We start from the raw sequence: 22,405 nt of genomic DNA, 5'->3' as shown, positions 1-22,405 counted from the left end.
TTTACACTGACAACATCTTCACACACAATAAAGATTCTTACATTTATTGGCGGGTGTAAGCGTAAAATAAAAACAACCCAAGCTAAGTCACCACCGAACTTGAGCTGTTTTTTACACTGACAACATCTTCACACACAATAAAGATTCTTTTTTACTAGCTCGTTGTTACAAACTAATTAAATTTGGTTTCAGTAACGCGTTTTATTATTTTTGGTCGTTGCTGATTTGTTGAGTTAACTTTAGAGCTTTTACTCAATTTCGACAAGCGATAAAAACAAAACTAATAAGTGAAAAAAACTAACCTATAAATCCAGTCAATAAGGAGTTGCTCAAGTAGTTGATAATGCTGGTTATATTTTATTTTTAGAGGTTTGTGTGAGACACGAAAAAAATATTTTAAAAAGGTCGTAAATAATTAAACGCCCATAAAAGGGCGTTTAATGAATAGTCACTTTGTTTGTCTGAAGGTGTTAATTACCCATTTGGCAAACAAGTCGAGCGGGTGGTTTGCCGTACTAGAGCCATGTTGTACCAAGTAGTATTTATCTTTGGTGGTAAGTGGTTGTTCAAATAGTTTATAAAGCCATTGTTCATCCAGCCAGCTTTGGCTAATTGGTAGAGGAATAAGCGCAATGCCCATTCCTTGCTGCGCAGCTCTTGCTACACCAAACATACTGTCTATTTGAATAATTTGCGTTGGTGAAAAGTCATCAATCCCAACTTTTTCTGCCCACTGATGCCAAGCCCAAGGCCGTGCTTTATGTACAATAAGGGGTACTTGGTTAAGTGCCTGACAATGATCGTTTTGCCATTGTTCAAGCAGCTTTTTATTACACGCTGGAATGTATTCTAAATTAAAAAGCTCGGTAGCCAGTCCATCAAGCGGTTTACTTGAAGATAAAATTATAGATAAATCACTTTGGCGAGTTAGTTCTTTGCGCGTTTTGAGGGTATCCATGTGTAAATTAATATTAGGGTGCTCGCTGGTCCATTCACTGAGCTTAGGCATTAACAATTCACTGGCAAAAAATTCGGGCAGGGTAATGGTTAAGTTTACATTTTGTTGTAACTGACTAAATTCATTAATGGTGCTCTCTAGCATATTTATAATTGGATAAATTGCTTCAAAAAAGTTTTTACCTGCAGGCGTTAAACTAATAGAGCGAGTTTGTCTTTGAAATAAATCAATGCCTAGCTGCTCTTCTAGCTGTTTAATTTGGTGGCTTACAGCCGAGGGCGTTAAGTAAAGCTCTTTAGCAGCATGTTTAAAACTTAAGCTTTTTGCGGCAAAACAAAAAGAGCGAAGGCCGCGAATAGGTGTTTGCATGGTATCCAGTATAAAGTTATTTCAATCGCCTAGTAATAGGCAATAATTAAACCAAAAATAAAAACTAACTATATCAGCAATTTATTTATTTTATTAGGTCGAATTCACCTAAGTGGTGCGTTAAATTGTCACTATAGTGCAAAAACTAAAATATAGACAAAAAAAATCCCTCTTACGAGGGATTTTGGGTAACTCAGCGCCATTGGCACTGGGAATGAGGTCGGTACAGAGTGAAATTATGAGTGGTTTAAAACACCATCTCAGGAATATCACCATTAACTAGCAATTTACCTGCCGTTTTGCTAATAATTTCATCAACTGATACGCCTGGTGCGCGTTCTAGTAAATGAAATGCGCCGTCTTTTACTTCTAGAACGGCTAAATCAGTAACTATTTTTTTAACACAGTTAACGCCCGTTAGCGGTAACGTACAGCTTTCTAATAACTTAGAGTCGCCGTGTTTACTGGCATGGGTCATGGTAACAATAATGTTTTTTGCACCTGCGACTAAATCCATCGCTCCGCCCATGCCTTTAATTAATTTTTTAGGGATCATCCATGAGGCTATAGAACCGTTTTGGTCTACCTCAAACGCGCCCAGAACGGTTAAGTCTACATGACCACCCCGTATCATGGCAAAACTATCTGCACTATTAAATATAGCTGCACCGGTAGCTGCCGTCACGGTTTCTTTACCCGCGTTGATCATATCCGCATCAACAGTGGCTTTAGTAGGGTATTCGCCCATGCCTAAAAGACCATTTTCGGACTGTAGCATAACTTCTATGCCATCGGGTACATAGTTTGCGACGAGTGTCGGAATACCAATGCCCAAATTAACATAAAACCCATCTTGTAACTCTTGAGCTACGCGCATTGCGACTTGTTCACGTGATAATGCCATTGTTAGTGCTCCTGCTTAATCTCGTGTGGTAACACGTTCAATGCGTTTTTCAAAGTTACCTTTTATAACGCGGTTAACAAAAATTCCTGGCGTATGTATTTGGCTTGGCTCAAGTTCGCCTGGCTCAACAATTTCCTCTACTTCTGCAATGGTAATTTTACCCGCAGTAGCCGCCATTGGATTGAAGTTCATGGCTGTATGACGAAATACTAAGTTGCCGTAGCGATCCGCTTTCCATGCTTTTACAATAGCGAATTCACCGGTAATTGACTCTTCTAAAATATAAGGGCGACCATTAAACTCTTTTACTTCTTTACCCTCAGCAACCGGTGTGCCGTAACCTGTGGCTGTGTAAAAAGCAGGTATTCCTGCACCACCAGCACGCATTTTTTCAGCAAGAGTACCTTGTGGCGTAAGTTCTACATCAATCTCGCCACTTAGTAGTTGCTGTTCAAACAAGGCATTTTCGCCAACGTATGAGGCGACCACTTTTTTAATTTGCTTGTCGTGCAGTAACAGCCCTAAACCAAAGTCATCAACACCACAGTTATTGGAAACAACGGTTAATTCTTTAGTTTGCATTTTTTTAATTTGGGCAATTAGACCCTCAGGGATACCACATAAGCCAAAACCACCGGCTATTATTGTATCGCCGTCTTTTAAACCTTCCATTGCAGCTTCATAACTAGAAACTACTTTATCAAAACCGGCCATGAGTCACTCCTCATTCTGTGCTATTTAATTATTGTGCGTGTAATGCTGCAGAAACCTTGCTAGCAGGTTGTTTGTTCAGTGCACTCGTAATTTGCCAACCTGCCTCAGCAAGCCTTTGTAAATCAATTCCATGCTCAATGCCAAGTCCTTGCAGTAAGTATACAACATCTTCGGTGGCAACATTTCCTGACGCGCCTTTGGCATATGGGCAGCCACCAAGGCCGGCAACAGCACTGTCAACCGTTGCTATACCAAGGTTTAGAGCAGCGTAAATATTTGTGAGCGCTTGCCCGTATGTGTCATGAAAATGTACAGCAAGTTTAGATTTATCAATATGTTTAAGTAGCAATGTAAGTAGCTCTATTACTTTAGCGGGTGTGCCAACACCTATGGTGTCACCTAGGCTAATTTCATAACAGCCCATTTTTAAGAGTTTAGCAGCAACAGCCAGTACAGTATGAGGGTCAACATCTCCCTCATACGGGCAACCTAACACACAACTTACATAACCGCGTACCCGAATGTTATGCGCCTTTGCAAAAGCCATAACTTCACTAAAACGCGCCAAACTTTGCTCAATAGAGCAATTAATATTTTTTTGGCAAAATGCTTCGCTCGCTGCGGTAAATATTGCAAATTCTTTAATACCTACAGCATCTGCTGCCTCTGCCCCTTTTAAATTAGGGGTAAGGGCACTGAGATTAACCTCAGGTAAATTAAGTGCGCTTATTACTTCACTAGAGTCTGCCATTTGTGGCACCCATTTAGGTGAGACAAACGCACCAGCTTCTATGTCTTTTATGCCTGCAGCGGCGAGTGCGTTAATAAGCGTTATTTTATCAGCAGTTTCTACAGCGGCTTCATTTTGAAGTCCATCTCTGGCGCCCACTTCAACAATGCGCACTGCTTTAGGTAATAATGAACTCATATTAAGCGGGTTCCTCTGCAGTTGTGTCTTCAACTATGGCCAGTAAAGCGCCATGGCTTACCAGTTCACCCTCAGCAAAACAGTAACTTTTTAATACGCCATCATGTGGGGCATTAAGCGTGTATTCCATTTTCATTGCTTCAATTATAACCACTGCATCGCCTTTAGTAATGGTGCTTCCCACCTCTAACAAGTGTTTAACTACAGTACCATTAAGTGGCGCAGCAAGGGGTAATGCCTCATTTTCATGTGAGCTGATGAAATGTTTATCAACACATTCAAACTTAGTTTGCAGTGCTTGGTTCATTACAGTAATGGCATTATCAACGTGGCTAACATGCGCAGTGTGTTTAGCGCCATTAATCGATACGTTGCAGTAGCCATTAGTTAACTCACCTTGCACTTCAAAGGTGTTGTCATTAATGGTCATGCTATAGCCCTGCGCGGTTTTTATTGCGTTTAAGGGGGTATCGCTAAATGGAATTTTAACTTGTTGCGGCGCATTTAAACTAAACCCATGTAATTGTTGCCATGGATTTGCACTACGTGTATTACTACCAAGTGATGCTAAATACGCAAAACCTGCAATTAAGCGGCTAGTTTGTAATAAAGACGGGTCAATAGTAACTAACGCTTCACCTTGCTCTGCAATAAAGTGGGTGCTTGGAGCACCTTGTTTAAAGCGTGGATGAATCGCTAAATTATATAAAAAGCTGATATTAGTGCTAAATCCGGCTAAATGAAATTGTGTTAATGCTTGTTGTAAACGCGAAAGTGCTTGGTCGCGGTTATCATCATGAACAATAAGTTTGGCAATCATTGGATCGTAATACGGGCTTATTTCATCACCTTGGGCAATACCAGTATCAATACGTACATATTCACTGTTAGCGGGGACATGTAGCGCTTCAATGGTGCCTGAGCACGGAATAAAGTCATTTGCAGGGTCTTCGGCGTAAATACGCGCTTCAAAGCTATGGCCTTGCAGTTGAATCTCAGATTGCTTTAACGGCAGTGTTTGCCCGCCCGCTATATTAATTTGCCAGTTCACTAAATCAACGCCGGTTACCATTTCGGTCACTGGGTGCTCTACTTGCAGGCGAGTGTTCATTTCCATAAAGAAAAATTCATTACCGCAAAGTAAAAACTCAACAGTACCCGCACCACGGTAATTAATGGCTAATGCACAGCGTACAGCCGCTTCGCCCATTTCTTTACGAAGCGCGTCAGATAAACCTGGAGCAGGGGCTTCTTCAATCACCTTTTGATGTCGGCGTTGTAACGAACAGTCACGATCACCTAAATACACACAGTTGCCATAGTTATCAGCAAATACTTGTACTTCAACATGACGTGGTTGATTAACGTAGCGCTCTAATAGCACTAAATCGTTACCAAAACCGGCAATGGCTTCACGTTGGGCGCCTTCAAGTGCAGTTATAAAGTCTTTCGGCTTTTCTACCACTCGCATCCCTTTACCGCCACCGCCAAAGGCCGCTTTGATAAGAACAGGGTAACCAATTTTTTCAGCCTCAGATTGCAAAAAAGCAGGGTCTTGTTTATCACCATAGTAACCAGGTACTAAAGGAACGTTTGCCGCGGCCATTATTTCTTTAGCACGGGTTTTTGAGCCCATTGCTTCAATACTCGTTGCTGGTGGGCCAATAAAAGCAATGTTATGGGCTTCACAGGCTTTAGCAAATTCACTGTTTTCTGATAAAAAGCCGTAGCCTGGATGAATGCAATCAGCGCCACTGGCTTTAGCAACCTGCAAAATTTTATCTGCAACTAGGTATGAATCTTTACTTGGCGCAGCACCAATATGGTAGGCTTCGTCGGCCATTTTTACATGTTGCGCGTTTTTATCTGCATCTGAATACACCGCAACCGTAGTTAAGCCCATTTGCTTTGCGGTGCGCATAATACGACAGGCAATTTCGCCACGGTTAGCAATCAGAATTTTTTGTAATTGTACTGTGTTCATAATGCGTCCTAGAGTTGCCATTGGGGAGGGCGTTTATCAAAAAAGGCGCTCAGTCCTTCTTGGCCTTCAGTTGATACACGAATTTTAGCTATACGCTCTGCAGTCAGTGCAATTAGCTCCTCGTTTATCTCTTTATTGGCAACATCGTTAATAAGTGCTTTTGCGGCTTTAACGGCAATAGGGCCGTTATCAATCAAGGTTTGCAGCAAATTATCGAGGGCTGTTTCTAAGTTCCCAGTAATTTGATGCACTAAACCCAGTTGCTTTGCAGTGTGGGCATCAAACACTTCTGCAGTTAAAAAGTATCTTCGTGCAGCACGTTCACCAATGGCCTTAATCACATAAGGGCTGATCACGGCAGGTATTAGCCCAAGTTTAACTTCACTTAAACAAAATTGTGCATCGTCTTTACTAAGCGCAATATCACAGCAGGCAATTAACCCTAATGCTCCACCAAAGGCGGCACCTTGTACCGCACAAATTGTAGGATGCGGGCTCTGTGCTAATACTTGCATAAGTTTAGCCAGTTGCATTGAATCAGCTAAGTTATCGTTATAGTTATTATCTGCCATCGATTTCATCCAGGCTAAGTCGGCACCGGCTGAAAAATGTTTACCTTCGGTTTTGAGGACTAAGGCACGAATATCGAGCGTATTTGCATGTTCAATACATTGAATAAGCTCATTGATAACGTCGCTATTAAATGCATTACGTTTTTCTGGGCGGCTTAAAACGAGTACAGCCACATTAGATTTTGTTATTTGTAGTGTTACTGACATTGTGCGCTCCGGTTACATTCTAAATACGCCAAACTTAGACTCACGCTGTGGTGCATTTTTAGCTGCAGTTAATGCAAGCCCCAACACATTACGTGTATCGACAGGGTCTATAATGCCATCGTCCCATAAGCGGGCACTGGCATAATAAGGATGACCTTGTTGTTCGTATTGACTAATAATTGGCTTTTTAAAATCGCTAACTTCTTGCTCGCTCATGCTTTCGCCTTTACGGGCTAATCCATCTTGTTTAACTTGTGCCATAACACCTGCAGCTTGCTCGCCACCCATGACTGAAATACGGGCATTTGGCCACATCCACATCATGGTCGGTTCAAATGCACGGCCACACATACCATAGTTACCTGCACCGTATGAGCCACCGATTAAAATAGTAAATTTGGGTACATCGGCACACGATACCGCCATCACCATTTTAGCGCCGTGTTTAGCAATGCCTTCAGACTCGTATTTTTTACCGACCATAAAGCCAGTGATGTTTTGTAAAAATACCAGTGGAATGTTGCGCTGAGCACATAGTTGAATGAAGTGCGCGCCTTTTTGCGCTGACTCACTGAATAAAATACCGTTGTTGGCCACTATGCCTACGGGATGACCATAAATGCTGGCAAAACCTGTTACCAGTGTTTCACCAAAGTAGCGTTTAAATTCATCAAACGATGAGTCATCGACAGTACGTGCAATGACCTCACGGACATCAAATGGCTTTTTAAGATCAGTACCGACAATGCCGTAAAGTTCGTTAATATCATAACGAGGGGCTTTTACTTCTTCGAGTAATGGTGAGGTAGGGCGTGAATAGTTAATTCGTTCAATACATTGGCGAGCAATCGACAACGCATGAGCATCGTTTTCAGCGTAATGATCGGCCACACCTGATGTTTTACAGTGTACATCGGCGCCACCAAGCTCTTCTGCAGTAACTACTTCACCGGTTGCCGCTTTTACCAGTGGTGGGCCTGCTAAAAATATAGTGCCTTGCTCTTTTACAATAATACTTTCATCGGCCATAGCAGGAACATACGCGCCACCTGCAGTACATAACCCCATAACCACAGCAATTTGTGGAATGCCTTTACCCGACATACGCGCTTGGTTGTAAAAAATACGACCAAAATGCAGTTTGTCAGGGAATACGTCGTCTTGCTCAGGTAAGTTTGCGCCACCTGAGTCAACTAAATAAATACACGGTAAATGACAACGTTCGGCGATGTCTTGAGCGCGTAAATGCTTTTTAACAGTCAGCGGGAAATAGGTGCCGCCTTTTACTGTCGCATCATTAGCAATCACCATACATTCGACGCCTTTAACGCGACCAATACCTGCAACCACACCGGCACAAGGAATATCTTGTTCATAAACGCCAAAGGCAGCAAATTGCGATATTTCTAAAAATGGCGAGCCTTCATCTAGCAAAGTGGTAATACGGTCACGGACAAACAATTTACCGCGGCCTTCATGCCGCTCTTTTAGCGCAGCGCCGCCGCCTAAACGTATTGTTGCTGCTTTACTGCGTAAATCATCCACTAGCGCCGACATGTTGTTGTGATTTTGCACAAAATTTGGATCATGCGGATTAACGCTCGATTTTAAAATCGTCATAACTAATCCTTAGCGGCTTTCAGTGAATAATTCGCGACCAATTAACATACGGCGTATTTCTGAGGTGCCTGCACCAATTTCATATAATTTTGCATCACGCAGCAAGCGACCTGTTGCGTATTCATTTATATAACCATTACCGCCTAAAATTTGAATTGCGTCTAATGCCATTTTAGTTGCAAGCTCTGCAGCATATAAAATTGCGCCAGCAGCGTCTTTACGGGTGGTTTCGCCGCGATCACATGCTTTTGCTACTGTGTACACATATGAGCGAGCTGCGTTCATTTGTGTATACATATCAGCAATTTTGCCTTGTATTAACTGAAATTGACCAATAGGGCTGTCAAATTGCTTACGCTCATGGATGTAAGGCACAACAATATCCATACACGCTTGCATTATGCCAAGTGGGCCAGCCGCTAAAACAACACGCTCATAATCAAGGCCACTCATAAGTACCTTAACGCCTTCGTTTAAGTTACCTAAAATATTTTCTTCGGGTACTTCACAGTTTTCAAATACCAATTCACAGGTATTTGAACCACGCATGCCGAGCTTGTCGAGCTTTTGTGCGGTTGAAAAACCAGGGAATGTTTTTTCTACAATAAAGGTAGTAATCCCTTTAGCGCCGGCGTTTAAATCTGTTTTTGCATAAATCACCAACGTATCAGCGTCTGGGCCATTAGTGATCCACATTTTATTACCGTTTAAAATGTATTTATCGCCTTTTTTCTCTGCTTTGAGTTTCATAGAAACAACATCAGAGCCCGCATTAGGCTCACTCATCGCCAGTGCACCAATGTGCTCACCACTAATAAGTTTAGGTAAGTATTTTTCTTTTTGTGCTAGTGAACCATTACGGTTTATTTGATTAACACACAGGTTTGAATGCGCACCGTAACTTAAACCAATAGAGGCACTTGCACGGCTAATTTCTTCCATGGCAATAACGTGCTCTAAATAACCTAAACCCGCACCACCAAATTCTTCATCCACGGTCATGCCAAGCACGCCCATTTCACCCATTTGCGGCCAAAGTTCATTGGGGAACGCATTATCAAGGTCAGTTTTTTCAGCTAGTGGGGCAATTTCTTGACTGGCAAAGCTGTTTACGTGACTGCGGATCATATCTGCAGTTTCGCCAAGGCCAAAGTTCATTTCTTTATATAGTGAAATAGTGCTCATGATTAATTCCTGTGTGTTGATGACGTTGTTATATTTTATTCATCTATTTTGCTAAGCGTGTCGCGACAACGACGTTCTGCGGTAACCAACTCCATTAGTACAACTTTAATGTCGTCCATTTGTTGAGATAGGTCGGCCTTTTTTTCGCTGATGAGGTCAAGCATAGTGACTAACTGTTTTGCACTTGATTTATCAGCATCATACAGTTCAAACAAACGACCTGTTTCAGCTAATGTGAAACCCAAACGTTTACCGCGCAGTATTAGCTTAAGGCGTACCTTGTCGCGCTTTGAGTAAATACGTGTTTGACCATTGCGCTCTGGTGATATTAACCCTTGGTCTTCGTAAAAACGGATAGAGCGGGTGGTAATATCAAATTCTTTAGCCAATTCACTAATGCTAAAAGTTTGTTCGTTTTTAGCCGGCTCGTTGGCTGAATTTGCAAAGTTTGTTTGATTATCTGATTTCATTGTAATGTTTACCTCATTCGAATAACTCCAATATAAGTGAAGTTTACGTAAAGGTAAAGTGCGATCTGGTTGTTATACTTTAGACGTATAAAATAAAAGCGGAAATGCAGCAGAAGTTGAGTGTTTATAAACGTTATAAGCCAGTTAGACAGTATGTAATAAATTTTTAGCAAGCTAACTTTACAGTTTTTACACTAATTAGAAAGTTGATTTTAGATTTACGTTGGCGTAAACGTAAATTTTATGTATGCTCGTATTTATCAGATTAGTTTAAACATTAAGCTAAACATAATAAAACATGTTTGCGTTAATTGAAAATGGAGCCTTTTATGTCTTTCGAAAGCGTTGTAATTGTAGCAGCAAAACGCACCCCAATGGGTGGATTTATGGGCGCACTAAGTGATGCGCAGTCTACCGAATTAGGTGCTACGGCCATTGCAGGTGCACTTGCTCAAACGGGTTTAAGCAATGATGCAATTGATGAAGTAATTATGGGCTGCGTATTGCCAGCCGGTTTAGGCCAAGCGCCTGCACGTCAAGCAATGCTTAAAGCGGGGCTTGCACTTAGCACCGGTGCTACCACTATTAATAAAGTATGTGGCTCGGGTTTAAAAGCAGCGATGTTAGCGAATGATTTAATTAAGGCGGGCTCTATTGAATCAGCAATCGCTGGTGGTATGGAAAGCATGACCAATGCGCCTTACTTTATTCCTAAAGCCCGTGGCGGTATGCGTATGGGACATGGTGAAATAAAAGATCATATGATGAGCGATGGCCTTGAAGATGCTTACGACAATAAAGCAATGGGTTGTTTTGCTCAAGACACGGCTGATGAATACGGCATTGGCCGTGAGCAAATGGATACGTTTGCACTGGGTTCATTAAGTAAAGCAAACGCAGCCATAGACAATGGGTGGTTTGATAACGAGATCACTCCGCACACTATTAAAACGCGTAAGGGTGACATCACCGTTTCAATTGATGAACAACCTGGTAATGCTCGCCCTGAAAAAATCCCAAGTTTACGCGCAGCATTTAAAAAAGACGGCACCATTACTGCGGCAAACTCATCGTCTATTTCAGATGGTGGCGCAGCACTGATTTTAATGAGCGAATCAAAAGCAAAAGCAGAGGGTTTAACACCACTTTGCAAAATTGTGGCTCACAGCACGCATTCTCAAAAACCCAGTGAATTTACCGTAGCCCCAGTGGGCGCAATGAACAGCGTTCTTGAAAAAGCTGGCTGGACAACAGCCGATGTTGATTTATGGGAAATTAATGAAGCGTTTGCCATGGTCACCATGCTGGCTATTAATGAATTAAAGCTCGATGAAAGCAAAGTAAACGTTAATGGTGGTGCGTGTGCACTAGGCCACCCAATTGGTGCTAGTGGCGCACGTATTTTAGTAACACTTATTCATGCGCTTAAAAACCGAGGCCTCAAAAAAGGCGTTGCGTCTTTGTGTATAGGTGGCGGTGAAGCCGTTGCTATGGCAGTCGAAGCACTTTAACTGATAACAAAGCCGCAGCAACTATAACAATCACAGCGCTGCGGCAATTAAATTGACTCAATAGGATTTATTATGCACCAAGTACCCTTATTAATTAACGGCGAGTTCGTTCAGTCAACGTCAAATGAATTAATTGATGTTGTAAACCCAGCTAATCAAGAAGTGCTCGCGCAAGTGCCATGCGCTACAGACGCAGAGATGGATGCGGCGATTGCATCAGCAAGCGAAACATTTAAAACATGGAAAGATGTGCCTATTACTGAGCGTGCGCGCATTATGATGAAATACGCGGCGCTATTAAAAGAAAACCATGATGAACTAGCCACTATTATTTGTCATGAGCTAGGCAAAACGTTTGAAGATGCAAAAGGTGATGTGTGGCGTGGTATTGAGGTAGTTGAACAAGCTGCTAATGCGCCGTCGTTAATGATGGGTGAAACCATGGAAAACGTAGCACGCAAAATTGATACGTATTCTTACATGCAACCACTGGGTGTATGTGCAGGTATTACGCCATTTAACTTTCCAGCAATGATCCCATTGTGGATGTTCCCACTGGCAATTGTGTGCGGTAATACCTTTATTTTAAAACCCTCTGAGCAAGATCCACTTACTCCTATGCGCTTAGCTGAGCTATTTATTGAAGCCGGTGCGCCAAAAGGCGTGTTACAAGTAGTACATGGTACAAAACCACAAGTTGACCGTTTATTAGAAGACAAAGCGGTTCGCGCTATTTCATTTGTGGGTTCATGTGGTGTAGGTGCATACATTTACTCTAAAGGCACACAAAACTTGAAACGTGTTCAAGCGTGTGTTGGCGCTAAAAACCACATGGTAATTATGCCTGATGCGAGTAAATCGCATGTTGTTAATAATCTTGTGGGTGCCTCTGTAGGTGCGGCAGGTCAGCGCTGTATGGGTATTTCAGTAGCGGTATTTGTTGGTCAAGCAAAAGACTGGGTTGATGAAATTAAAGCAGGATTTGAAGGTGTACGCCCAGGTGTTTGGGATGATGCAGACGCGGCTTATGGCCCACAAACATCGCCTGCTGCAAAGGCACGTATTTTATCACTGATTGCTGATGGTAAAGCACAAGGCGCTACCTGTTTAATTGATGGCTCTGATTTTACCGTTGAAGGTTACGAGCAAGGTAACTGGGTAGGTCCTACGTTATTTACTGATGTAACCAAAGATATGAACTTGTACAAAGAAGAGATTTTTGGCCCAGTATTGGCGTGTATGTTTGTTGATACCCTTGAAGAAGCCATTGCGCTTATTAACGAAAGCCCTTACGGCAATGGTACTTCACTATTCACCTCAAGTGGTGCGGTTGCACGTAAATTCCAACACGAAATTGAAGTGGGTCAAGTGGGTATTAATGTGCCAATTCCTGTGCCATTACCATTTTTCTCGTTCACGGGTTGGAAAGGCTCATTCTATGGTGATACTCACACGTATGGTAAACAAGGTATTCGTTTTTACACAGAAACTAAAACCATTACCTCACGCTGGTTTGAAGATGATATCGCTTCAGGTCCAAATATGAGTATTAATCTTAAGTAGTATCTTAACCGCATAATCAATAAAAAAGAGGGGCAGAACACATAATGTTGTCGCTCCTCACTAATAACTCCCGTTATGGGATGCACCGACAACAAACAAAACACAACAAGAGGTCTACCATGGACTTTAACTTATCTGAAGATCAACAAGCTTTTGCGCAAACGGCGCGCCAATTCGCAGAATCTGAACTAGCACCACACGCTGCTAAGTGGGATCGCGAACATATTTTCCCAAAAGACACAATAAAAGCCGCTGGTGAGCTTGGTTTTTGTGGCTTATACACACCAGAAGAAGCCGGTGGCTTAGGTTTATCTCGTTTAGATTCAAGCATTATTTTTGAGCAACTTGCACTGGGTTGTACAGCTACTACGGCTATGCTGACCATTCATAATATGGCAACCTGGATGATCGCAAGCTTTGGCACCGATGCAGTAAAAGACAAATACGTTGAGCAATTGGTAATGGGCGAATTACTGGCATCTTACTGTTTAACTGAGCCAGGCTCTGGCTCTGATGCTGCGTCATTAAAAACTAAAGCAGTTCGCGATGGCGATGAGTATGTTATTAACGGCTCAAAAATGTTTATTTCTGGCGCCGGTGAAACAGAAGTTTTAGTTGTAATGGCACGTACAGGGGCAGATGGCCCAAGTGGCATTTCAGCGTTTGTTGTACCAGCAGATGCTAAAGGCATTGAGTACGGCAAAGCAGAAGAAAAAATGGGGTGGAATGCGCAGCCCACACGTTTAATTAGCTTTGAAGATGTGCGTATTCCAGCCGCAAACTTATTAGGCCAAGAAGGTGAAGGCTTTAAATTCGCCATGCAAGGTTTAGACGGCGGCCGTATTAATATTGCTACTTGTTCTATTGGTACAGCACAAGCGGCACTTAATACTGCTCGTGAATACTTAAAAGAGCGTACCCAATTTGGTAAGCCATTGGCAGCATTTCAAGCGCTACAATTTAAAATTGCCGATATGAATACCGAGCTTGTCGCAGCGCGCCAAATGGTTCGACTCGCGGCGTTTAAACTTGATACTAACGACAGTGAAAAAACCACTTACTGTGCTATGGCTAAACGCTTTGCAACCGATGTTGGTTTTACAGTTTGTAACGATGCGCTGCAAATTCATGGTGGCTACGGTTACATAAAAGAATATCCACTTGAACGCCATGTACGTGACGTACGTGTTCATCAAATTCTAGAAGGTACTAACGAAATTATGCGCGTGATTATTGCACGTCGTATCTTAGCCGAATCAGCCAGCGAAGTTTTATAAGGAGATTAGTATGTCAAATCCTAGCATTGAATTAACTATTGAAGGTCATGTTGCCATTTTAACTATGTCGAATCCGCCAGCGAATACCTGGACGAAAGACACCTTAGTGGCGCTTAAAGACACAGTTAATCAGCTCAACACCAATAAAAATATTTATGCATTAGTACTGACTGGTGAAGGCGAGAAGTTTTTTAGCGCCGGTGCCGACCTAAATGTATTTGCCAGTGGCGACAAAGGTGTCGCTGCAGATATGTCATGTGTATTTGGTGAAGCGTTTGAAGCGCTAACTAATTTTAGAGGCGTGTCGGTTGCAGCCATTAATGGTTATGCAATGGGTGGCGGGCTTGAAGTAGCGCTTGCTTGTGATATTCGTATTGCAGAAGAGCAAGCACAAATGGCATTGCCTGAAGCAAAAGTGGGTTTATTACCCTGTGCTGGTGGAACGCAAAACTTAGCATGGCTAGTGGGTGAAGGCTGGGCAAAACGCATGATTTTATGCGGTGAGCGCTTAAAAGCCGATAAAGCGCTACAAATTGGCTTAGTGGAAGAAGTAGTTGCACAAGGTGAAAGCTTTGCTGCAGCACTAAAACTGGCAAACCAAGTATCAGAGCAAAGCCCATCGTCGGTTGCTGCATGTAAAACATTGATTCAAAAAGGGCGTCATCAACCAATGGCGAATGCATTGCCACTGGAACGTGAACTGTTTGTTGGTTTATTTGATACCGAAGATCAGCAAGAGGGCGTGAACGCCTTTTTAGAAAAACGCAAAGCTAATTGGGTGAATGGCTAATGAGTGAATTAACCCGTTTAAATTCAGCTGATGCTGCCGTGGTATTCGAAACGGCTACCACAGACAATGGCCGACTCATTGGTTTTGCTACGCTTAACGCGCCTAAGTCATTAAACGCGTTAAATTTTGAGATGATCAGCTTACTCGAGCCGCAACTACAGCAATGGGACAAAGACGATAACATTGCATTAGTGGTTCTTAAAGGTGCTGGTGAAAAAGCATTTTGTGCCGGTGGCGATGTAGTGAGCTTGCACACAGCAATGAGTGAAGGTAAACCGAGCTCACTGGTTGAAGAGTTTTTTACTCAAGAGTATCAGCTCGATTACCTAATTCATTGCTACAACAAACCCATTTTAGTGTGGGGTAACGGTATTGTAATGGGCGGCGGTTTAGGTTTAATGGCCGGTGCCAGTCACCGTGTGGTTACCGAAACATCGCGTATAGCAATGCCTGAGCAAACCATTGGGCTTTACCCTGATGTAGGCGGCAGTTATTTTTTACATAAAATGCCCGCCCATGTTGGTTTGTTTTTAGGGCTGACCTCGGCATCTATAAATTGTGAAGACGCTAAGCTTGTATCGCTTGCCGACCACTTTATAAATGCCGATAAATACCCAGAGCTTGTTGAAGCGTTACTCAATACTAAATGGGGTAAAACAGCAAGTTTAAACCACGACAAGCTAAGTAACTTGCTTATTGAGTTAGATAACAACTCTAGCCGTATGCCTAAAGGCAATTTAAAAGCCAACTTATCGCTAATTCAAAAGTTAGGCGACTTTGACACGTTACAGCAGCAGGTAGATTACATTTTAAACCTAACCACTGATGATAAATGGCTACAACGTGCACAAAAATCGTTGGCGCATGGTTGTCCATTAAGTTGTGCTTTAGTGAGTGAGCAGCTTAAACATAGCAAAGGCAAAAACTTAGCTGACTGTTTTAAAATGGAATTGGGCATGTCGGTTCGAGCTGGCGAAGTGGGCGAGTTTCAAGAGGGTGTACGTGCCTTACTAATCGATAAAGACGGTACGCCACAGTGGCAGTTTAAAACCTTAGCTAATGTGCCAAGCGAAGTAGTAGATAGCTTTTTTGCAAATCGCTTTGGCGAGCAACATCCGCTAGAGCCGTACTTTTCACAACTAAATTTACAAGGGTAAAGCGATGAGTAAACTTAATATAGGATTTATTGGTTTAGGTAACATGGGCGGCCCAATGGCAGCAAACTTAGTTAAAGCAGGCCACAGTGTGCGCGTTTTTGACTTAAGTGCAGAAGCCGTTAAAGAGCTTGTGAATCATGGGGCTAGTGCGGCGCAAAGCGCAAGTGACTGTGCGCACGAGGCTGATGTGCTAATTAGCATGCTACCGGCAAGCAAACATGTTAAATCACTTTATTTAGGCACAGACGAGCAATCGGGTTTAATTAAAGTACTGAGTAAAAGTACCTTAGTGATTGATTGTTCAACCATAGATGCACAATCGGCTCGTGATGTAGGCCATGCCCTAAGCGAGCAAGGTATTGCGTTTGTTGATGCACCGGTATCGGGTGGTGTAGCAGGGGCAACGGCAGGAACGCTGACCTTTATTGTTGGTGGTGAGCAAACTGCATTCGATAAAGCGAATTCTGTATTAGTCGATATGGGTAAAAACATATTCCATGCTGGTGATATTGGTGCAGGGCAAGTTGCTAAAATATGTAACAATATGCTGTTGAGTATTTTAATGGCAGGTACCAGTGAAGCCATTCAAATGGGCATTAATAACGGCCTGGACGCAAAAGTACTCAGCGACATAATGAGCGCAAGTTCGGGTCGTAACTGGACGTTAGAACTTTATAACCCCTGCCCAGGTGTTATGGAAACCGCACCAGCTAGTAACGACTATAAGCCTGGCTTTATGGTCGATTTAATGGCTAAAGACTTAGGCCTTGCTATGGAAGCAGCGCAGCAGAGTAATTCACTGACGCCAATGAGCTCAATGGCTAAAAATTTATACACTATGATGCAGCACCAAGGTGCAGGCAGTGATGATTTTAGTGCCATTTTTAAATTGTTTTCGAAGTAGGAAAGTATTGTGGAAATAAAAAATAATACCGTAGTTATTACCGGTGGCGCACAAGGCTTAGGTTTTGCAATGGCGCAAAAGTTTGCCTTAATGGGCGCTAATATTGCCTTAATTGATATGGCGCAAGCCCAATTAAATGAAGCAACCGAGCAGCTATCTGCATTAGCAGGCGTAACAGGCACTATTAAAGGCTACAGCGCTAATGTAACCGTAGAGAGCGAAGTTGAAGACGTATTTAATACCATTAACAGTGACTTTGGTTACATTGGGGTATTAATTAATAACGCCGGCATTTTACGCGATGGCATGTTTATAAAAGCCAAAGACGGCAAAGTGGTAAAGAAGATGTCGCTTGATCAATTTCAATCAGTGATTGACGTTAACCTAACAGGTGTATTTTTAGCAGGGCGCGAAGCGGCAAGCCACATGATTGAATCAGGCAAAGGCGGCGTAATTGTAAACATGTCGAGCGTAGCGCGTGCGGGTAATATTGGCCAAACTAACTATGCTGCCTCAAAAGCCGGTGTTGTGGCACTGACCACTACATGGGCTAAAGAGCTTGGCCGTTTTGGTATCCGCGTTGGCGCCATTGCCCCAGGTGTTATTAGCACCGCCATGACAGATGTAATGAAGCCAGAAGCCAAACAGCGCATGCTAGCAGTAACACCAGTAGGGCGCTTAGGTGAAACCGGTGAAATAGCCCATACTGCTCAGTATATTATCGAAAACGACTTTTTCACTGGCCGTGTAGTAGAGATAGACGGCGGCATACGTTTATAACTTGTCAGCTCTAATTTAATTATTGAAAGCACAGCTCTTTGAGCTGTGCTTTTTTTTTAAATCGGAGAGTTATAATTTAATCATGGTTAGAAACAGAGATTTCATAAACGATATTTAACTTAAAAAGGAGTGCTGTATATATAGACAGTGTGTGGTGTTTTGTCCAAGAACATTATTAAAAGTCGTTTTGGTGTATTTTAACAACGATAATTTATAACTTGCGTAATAACTTGTTTACATTGAAGTTATTTAGTGGAATTATTGAGCAATGTAATATACGCCGTTTTGGGGTGCTATAACTCCCCAAAGTGGTGTTCAATAAGCTGTTATGTTTTAAAGGATTATCCATTGGCAAATCAAGCATACGAAAACCAAAAAGTTACACTTATTTATTCAAAAAAATCTATCGATAAGGCAGCTAGAGATATTCGTCATGGTTGCGAAAGCGAAGTTCGAGAAGATGCTATAAATAAAATTCAAAATTTTCGTGAATTACACATGTATCCGCTAATGTTAATCAAAAACCATCTAGCGAGAACTGCAAAAAAAATAAATAAGGATATTGTTATCGCAAGACGATTAAAGCGTCTACCTACAATAATTAATAAACTTGAGAGGCCAACACTTGATGGGACTCAAGGTAATGCTATTAAACTCACTAGGATGCAGGATATTGGAGGATGCAGAGCGATTGTAAAAAATTTAAGTGAACTTACTGCTCTTCAACTTAGACTTGAGAAAAGTAAATCAGTCCATAAAGTTATTCATAAATCTAATTATCTCACTCCAAAAGAAAGTGGTTATGGTGGAGTTCATTTAGTTTATAGTTGTTTTGATGAAGATGATACTGGGAATAATTGGAAAAAAACTAAGATAGAAGTTCAACTTAGGACTAAGTTGCAGCATGCTTGGGCTACTAGTCTTGAGATAATTGATACTTTAGAAAAAACCGAATTAAAAACAAGTATAACTGGGCATGAAAAGTGGAGGCGTTTTTTTAAGGTTTCAGGAAAGCTTGTCGCTCATGATGAATCAGCTTGTATCTTAAATGATCAAGAACTAGTTGAAGCTAAAAAGGAGCTGAAAACTCTAGAGGCTGAATTAGAAGTCACAGGTAAGCTTACTCGTTTTTCTTTTGCTATAAAAGCAGCAACAAACTCTTCAAAAAAATTATCTTACAGTAGAAATATAGGTATGTGTTTAGTAATACTGAGAAAAGACGAATTGTTTGACCCAAAGCATACAGGTATTAACGACCTAAAGTTTGAGACTAAACAGTTTAAAAATAGTGACACTAAAATTGCCTTGAGTGAGTTAAATGAAAGTGAAAAAGATGAAGATATTGTACTATCAGTTCTTTTAGCAACAACAGATGCTAAAACATTGAAGAAAGCTTATCCAAACTACTTTGGTGACACACTCGACTTTCGACGCTTCATAAGAAAGCACATTGGGTAAAGAGTTGCTAAAACATAACACATATGAGCCTTAACTCTGTCAATAGGCATTAGTGTTCTTTTTGACCGTTTTTATAAATTGACGGTCAATTCTAAATCAATAAACAAATTCGTTTACTTCGTATGTAGATCCGGCTGTTAAGCAAGTAGCTTACGGCAAACACATATAGAGGCTCTCTTATTGCGATCTCATCGCATCCAGCTTTTTCCCATATCCTTTTGGGCTTACTGGGGCATTAGACATTCATCGGTTAACCTGATCATGGCACTATTCAAGGCAAGTGGCTTAGGTCTGTAGGCATATAATCAGGTTAAACCTTGCTGGTTATTAATTCACCCAATTGATTGATGCTCAGCCTTATATCCAGTTAGATGTTCAGCTCACTCAGTACCGTGACTAACTCTTTAAGAATTTTTCTTCATCGAAGACTATCTCTTTTTTAGAAACAAATAAACATGACACCCATTTTAATTCGTTTTCACTTCAAATCTAGATGACTGTATTTATATACAGTGTTAGTGTTTTTCCTCCTAAGTCAAGAAATGGGGATATTTTCTTCTTTTTTGTAGATTATTTAAATTACAGCATGACTTAAAATTTAAAGCTGGCAATGTGTTACAGGTTTTGTTACTAATATTAAAATAATAAAGAGGACGCGCATTGCATGAAAATAAGAAAGTGTCCTTTGATAAAGTTGTTATGCTGTTTTATTAAATTCAAAGGTTTTATCAAATGGGTTATCAACTGTGGATGTCACCAATAACGGGTTATCGCAGAAACGGCACTCGTTTTAGTGCATTGAAAAAGATATTTATCGATAGTGTCACAGTTCGAGATATATACGAGCCTTTGCTTTGTTGTCATGTAGATGATCCATCTGGTCATGTTAAAGAGACACTAATGAGCCGGCAGTTTGATACTGCGGGGGTGATTGATAAAATCAAAAGGTCATTGGTTATGTAAACTCATCTGATCTAAAGGATGGCAGCATAAGTCAATATCGGATGGACATTAAACTTGAACAAGTCATATCAGATTCTACTCCTTTAGCCAATCTTCTAACTGTCCTTCAAGCGAGTGATTTCCTTTATGTTAATCATGGAGCGAAGATAGTCGGCATAATTACAAAAGCAGACTTAAATAAGCCTCCTGTACGAATATATGTTTTTGGAATGTTATCTCTCTTTGAAATGCATTTGAACTCATGGATTCGTTATGAATATCCAGATAATGCTTGGCAAGAACGCATATCAGAACAGAGAGTGGCCAAAGCTCAAGAAACTTACGAGCTACGTAAGCAAAATAACCAAGATCTATCTCTCTTAGATTGCTTACAATTAGCAGATAAGCGCGACTTATTAGCAAAGTCCAAAGAGTTTATAGAGCGTTTTGGTTTTAATAAGAAGGGCGTTGAGCGTTTTATAAGATATGTGGAGCGAATCCGTAATGAAATAGCACATAGCCAAGACTCAATTATCGCTAGTCTTCCTTGGGATAGTTTTGTGAATGTTTTGGAAGGTGTAGATAGCTTCCTTACAAAATCAGACCAACTGATCGAAACTGAAGCAAAGGCTGGTGCGGCCGATTTTGTAGAATATCTGACAACAACAGCATAACAAAGCATTTAAACCAAAGGGGTCACCCATTAGAAAGTTCCGGTCAAGCAGGCAGCTGTGTTTTCTTGATCTTTTTATTCAAAAAACTAAGTGTTGTTACTTTTTAAACTCACTTTAAATATGACTATGCATCCAGTAATGACGTCGATTGGTGTGAATATGCACCAGTAAACAAACTTGACACCCACTCTAATTTTTGCAGTTTGGCGAACTAAGTACTAGGCTTTTATCAGCATAAAAAATAAGCAGGGTGTCTTATGGCAATCGCAAGAAAGCGTCAAGTAAGTTTGGTTGATACAATGAAAACCAAAGGGGTCAAATCTTGACTTCAGACATCAAAGAGCGAACTGTACAAGCATTGGTTAGCATACAAAGATTGACGATCTAGAAATTCATTTAATTTTAGCGGTTTATTACTTTTAAACACACTTTGATTTTTAAAACGGTAACTTAAGGTTGCCGTTTTTTTATGCCTACTATTTAAGTTTATTTTAAGCTTGCTCAGTTATTGTAACTAATACTTAAATTCCAGAATCATTAAACCATTGAACTGAATTAGTAACTCATTTTATGTTTTAGATCATTAAACAGTGAGTGATTAAAGGTTAGCCTGTAAATGTATACTCATACGCATAAGTGGCTTTTAACTTTAATGCGTTTATTAGGAGGTATTATGAATTTTAAAAATACAGATACTCATTACAATACACTCTCTATAGCCTTGCACTGGTTGATGTTTATTTTAATTGTGACTGTGTACGGCAGTATTGAACTTCGTGAATTATTTGAAAAGGGTACCGAAACCCGTGATGCCTTTAAAATGTGGCACTTTATGTTGGGTTTATCGGTGCTAGCTTTAGTTAGTGTGAGGTTAGTTGCGCGTGTAGTGGGCGGCTCGGTACCAGCTATACAACCTGAGCCTGCAAAATGGCAAAATAAGTTAGCTACATTTGTTCATACTGCGCTGTATGTGTTTATGTTTGCTATGCCAATTGCGGGTTGGTTAATATTAAGTATGGCAGGTAAACCTGTGCCATTTTTTGGTTTAGAGTTGCCTCCATTGGCAAGTGAAAACAAAGAGCTGGGTAAAACCATTAAAGAAATACACGAAACTGCGGGTGAAGTTGGTTATTACGTAATAGGCTTACATGCGGCGGCTGCATTATTTCATCATTACATTTTGGCTGATAACACCTTTAAACGTATGCTGTTTTCTAAAAAATAAACACATCATCTATAAAAAGGGAGACAATCTGTCTCCCTTTTTATATTAATTAATGACTTGTACTCTTAAACCCTATTCTAAACCCGCCCCAATGTTTACCGTTTACATAAATTGGTACCGAGAGGTCATGCAGTATTTCGTAAGCGTCCGGCAATCCACACCTAGCTTTTGATATTCCAAGGCAGTAAATCATCGATTTGGCAACCCGGTTTG

Annotated in this window: 20 protein-coding genes; 11 read left to right on the top strand and 9 right to left on the bottom strand. The window is 41.2% G+C overall.

Annotation, left to right across the window (positions count from 1 at the left end; all coding sequences use genetic code 11):
- Positions 1 to 448: 448 nt before the first annotated feature.
- The 9 genes from AAEY57_RS07150 to AAEY57_RS07110 all read right to left on the bottom strand — a co-directional run bounded on the left by AAEY57_RS07150 (position 449) and on the right by AAEY57_RS07110 (position 9,911).
- Positions 449 to 1,327: a LysR family transcriptional regulator gene (locus tag AAEY57_RS07150; protein ID WP_010389946.1), complete on the bottom strand. Its 879-nt coding sequence runs from the start codon at positions 1,325 to 1,327 to the stop codon at positions 449 to 451.
- Between the two features lie 247 nt (positions 1,328 to 1,574).
- Positions 1,575 to 2,231, bottom strand: coding sequence for a 3-oxoacid CoA-transferase subunit B (locus tag AAEY57_RS07145; RefSeq protein WP_008114705.1), 657 nt, complete (start codon positions 2,229 to 2,231; stop codon positions 1,575 to 1,577).
- Positions 2,232 to 2,246: 15 nt separating this feature from the next.
- A complete protein-coding gene (locus tag AAEY57_RS07140) occupies positions 2,247 to 2,945 on the bottom strand; it encodes a CoA transferase subunit A (protein WP_010389947.1) in 699 nt (232 codons plus the stop codon).
- Between the two features lie 28 nt (positions 2,946 to 2,973).
- Positions 2,974 to 3,873, bottom strand: coding sequence for a hydroxymethylglutaryl-CoA lyase (locus AAEY57_RS07135; RefSeq protein ID WP_008114701.1), 900 nt, complete (start codon positions 3,871 to 3,873; stop codon positions 2,974 to 2,976).
- Position 3,874: 1 nt separating this feature from the next.
- Positions 3,875 to 5,857 (bottom strand): acetyl/propionyl/methylcrotonyl-CoA carboxylase subunit alpha, encoded by a 1,983-nt coding sequence (locus tag AAEY57_RS07130; RefSeq protein WP_350607153.1) that lies wholly within the window; start codon positions 5,855 to 5,857, stop codon positions 3,875 to 3,877.
- Between the two features lie 8 nt (positions 5,858 to 5,865).
- Positions 5,866 to 6,636, bottom strand: coding sequence for an enoyl-CoA hydratase/isomerase family protein (locus tag AAEY57_RS07125; RefSeq protein WP_350607152.1), 771 nt, complete (start codon positions 6,634 to 6,636; stop codon positions 5,866 to 5,868).
- 12 nt (positions 6,637 to 6,648) lie between these two features.
- Entirely contained in the window at positions 6,649 to 8,256 is a 1,608-nt protein-coding gene (locus AAEY57_RS07120; protein ID WP_350607149.1) for a carboxyl transferase domain-containing protein, read from the bottom strand.
- Positions 8,257 to 8,265: 9 nt separating this feature from the next.
- Positions 8,266 to 9,441: an isovaleryl-CoA dehydrogenase gene (locus AAEY57_RS07115; RefSeq protein WP_350607147.1), complete on the bottom strand. Its 1,176-nt coding sequence runs from the start codon at positions 9,439 to 9,441 to the stop codon at positions 8,266 to 8,268.
- 35 nt (positions 9,442 to 9,476) lie between these two features.
- Positions 9,477 to 9,911, bottom strand: a complete 435-nt coding sequence (locus AAEY57_RS07110) for a MerR family transcriptional regulator (RefSeq protein WP_008114692.1) — start codon at positions 9,909 to 9,911, stop codon at positions 9,477 to 9,479.
- A 329-nt stretch (positions 9,912 to 10,240) separates the two neighbouring features.
- On the opposite strand from AAEY57_RS07110, the gene AAEY57_RS07105 reads away from it, so the two are divergent.
- The 11 genes from AAEY57_RS07105 (at position 10,241) to AAEY57_RS07055 (ending at position 22,192) form a co-directional block, all read left to right on the top strand.
- Positions 10,241 to 11,422, top strand: coding sequence for a thiolase family protein (locus AAEY57_RS07105; RefSeq protein ID WP_350607144.1), 1,182 nt, complete (start codon positions 10,241 to 10,243; stop codon positions 11,420 to 11,422).
- A 72-nt stretch (positions 11,423 to 11,494) separates the two neighbouring features.
- Positions 11,495 to 12,985 (top strand): CoA-acylating methylmalonate-semialdehyde dehydrogenase, encoded by a 1,491-nt coding sequence (locus AAEY57_RS07100; protein WP_055012220.1) that lies wholly within the window; start codon positions 11,495 to 11,497, stop codon positions 12,983 to 12,985.
- 119 nt (positions 12,986 to 13,104) lie between these two features.
- On the top strand, positions 13,105 to 14,262 hold the full coding sequence (locus AAEY57_RS07095; protein WP_350607142.1) for an acyl-CoA dehydrogenase family protein: 1,158 nt from the start codon (positions 13,105 to 13,107) through the stop codon (positions 14,260 to 14,262).
- Between the two features lie 10 nt (positions 14,263 to 14,272).
- The gene (locus AAEY57_RS07090) at positions 14,273 to 15,052 is read left to right on the top strand and encodes an enoyl-CoA hydratase (protein ID WP_076919543.1); all 780 of its coding nucleotides are present in this window, start codon (positions 14,273 to 14,275) and stop codon (positions 15,050 to 15,052) included.
- Entirely contained in the window at positions 15,052 to 16,209 is a 1,158-nt protein-coding gene (locus AAEY57_RS07085) for an enoyl-CoA hydratase/isomerase family protein (RefSeq protein WP_350607139.1), read from the top strand. The genes AAEY57_RS07090 and AAEY57_RS07085 overlap by 1 nt, the downstream gene beginning before the upstream one ends.
- Before the next feature lie 4 nt (positions 16,210 to 16,213).
- Positions 16,214 to 17,113 carry a 3-hydroxyisobutyrate dehydrogenase gene (mmsB, locus tag AAEY57_RS07080; RefSeq protein WP_350607136.1) on the top strand — a complete coding sequence of 300 codons (900 nt, stop codon included), beginning with the start codon at positions 16,214 to 16,216 and terminating at the stop codon, positions 17,111 to 17,113.
- A 9-nt stretch (positions 17,114 to 17,122) separates the two neighbouring features.
- Positions 17,123 to 17,893, top strand: coding sequence for an SDR family oxidoreductase (locus AAEY57_RS07075; RefSeq protein ID WP_350607134.1), 771 nt, complete (start codon positions 17,123 to 17,125; stop codon positions 17,891 to 17,893).
- A 348-nt stretch (positions 17,894 to 18,241) separates the two neighbouring features.
- Positions 18,242 to 19,351, top strand: a complete 1,110-nt coding sequence (locus tag AAEY57_RS07070) for a RelA/SpoT domain-containing protein (protein WP_350607131.1) — start codon at positions 18,242 to 18,244, stop codon at positions 19,349 to 19,351.
- A 732-nt stretch (positions 19,352 to 20,083) separates the two neighbouring features.
- Positions 20,084 to 20,314, top strand: coding sequence for a hypothetical protein (locus tag AAEY57_RS07065; protein WP_350607129.1), 231 nt, complete (start codon positions 20,084 to 20,086; stop codon positions 20,312 to 20,314).
- A gap of 41 nt (positions 20,315 to 20,355) precedes the next feature.
- The gene (locus AAEY57_RS07060) at positions 20,356 to 20,967 is read left to right on the top strand and encodes a hypothetical protein (protein WP_350607127.1); all 612 of its coding nucleotides are present in this window, start codon (positions 20,356 to 20,358) and stop codon (positions 20,965 to 20,967) included.
- A 673-nt stretch (positions 20,968 to 21,640) separates the two neighbouring features.
- Positions 21,641 to 22,192, top strand: a complete 552-nt coding sequence (locus AAEY57_RS07055; protein WP_350607124.1) for a cytochrome b — start codon at positions 21,641 to 21,643, stop codon at positions 22,190 to 22,192.
- Positions 22,193 to 22,405: the final 213 nt, after the last annotated feature.

This window comes from Pseudoalteromonas sp. MER144-MNA-CIBAN-0113 (assembly GCF_040308965.1).
GTDB classification, from domain to species: Bacteria; Pseudomonadota; Gammaproteobacteria; order Enterobacterales; family Alteromonadaceae; genus Pseudoalteromonas; species Pseudoalteromonas tetraodonis.
This window is presented reverse-complemented; position numbering and strand designations above follow the sequence as displayed.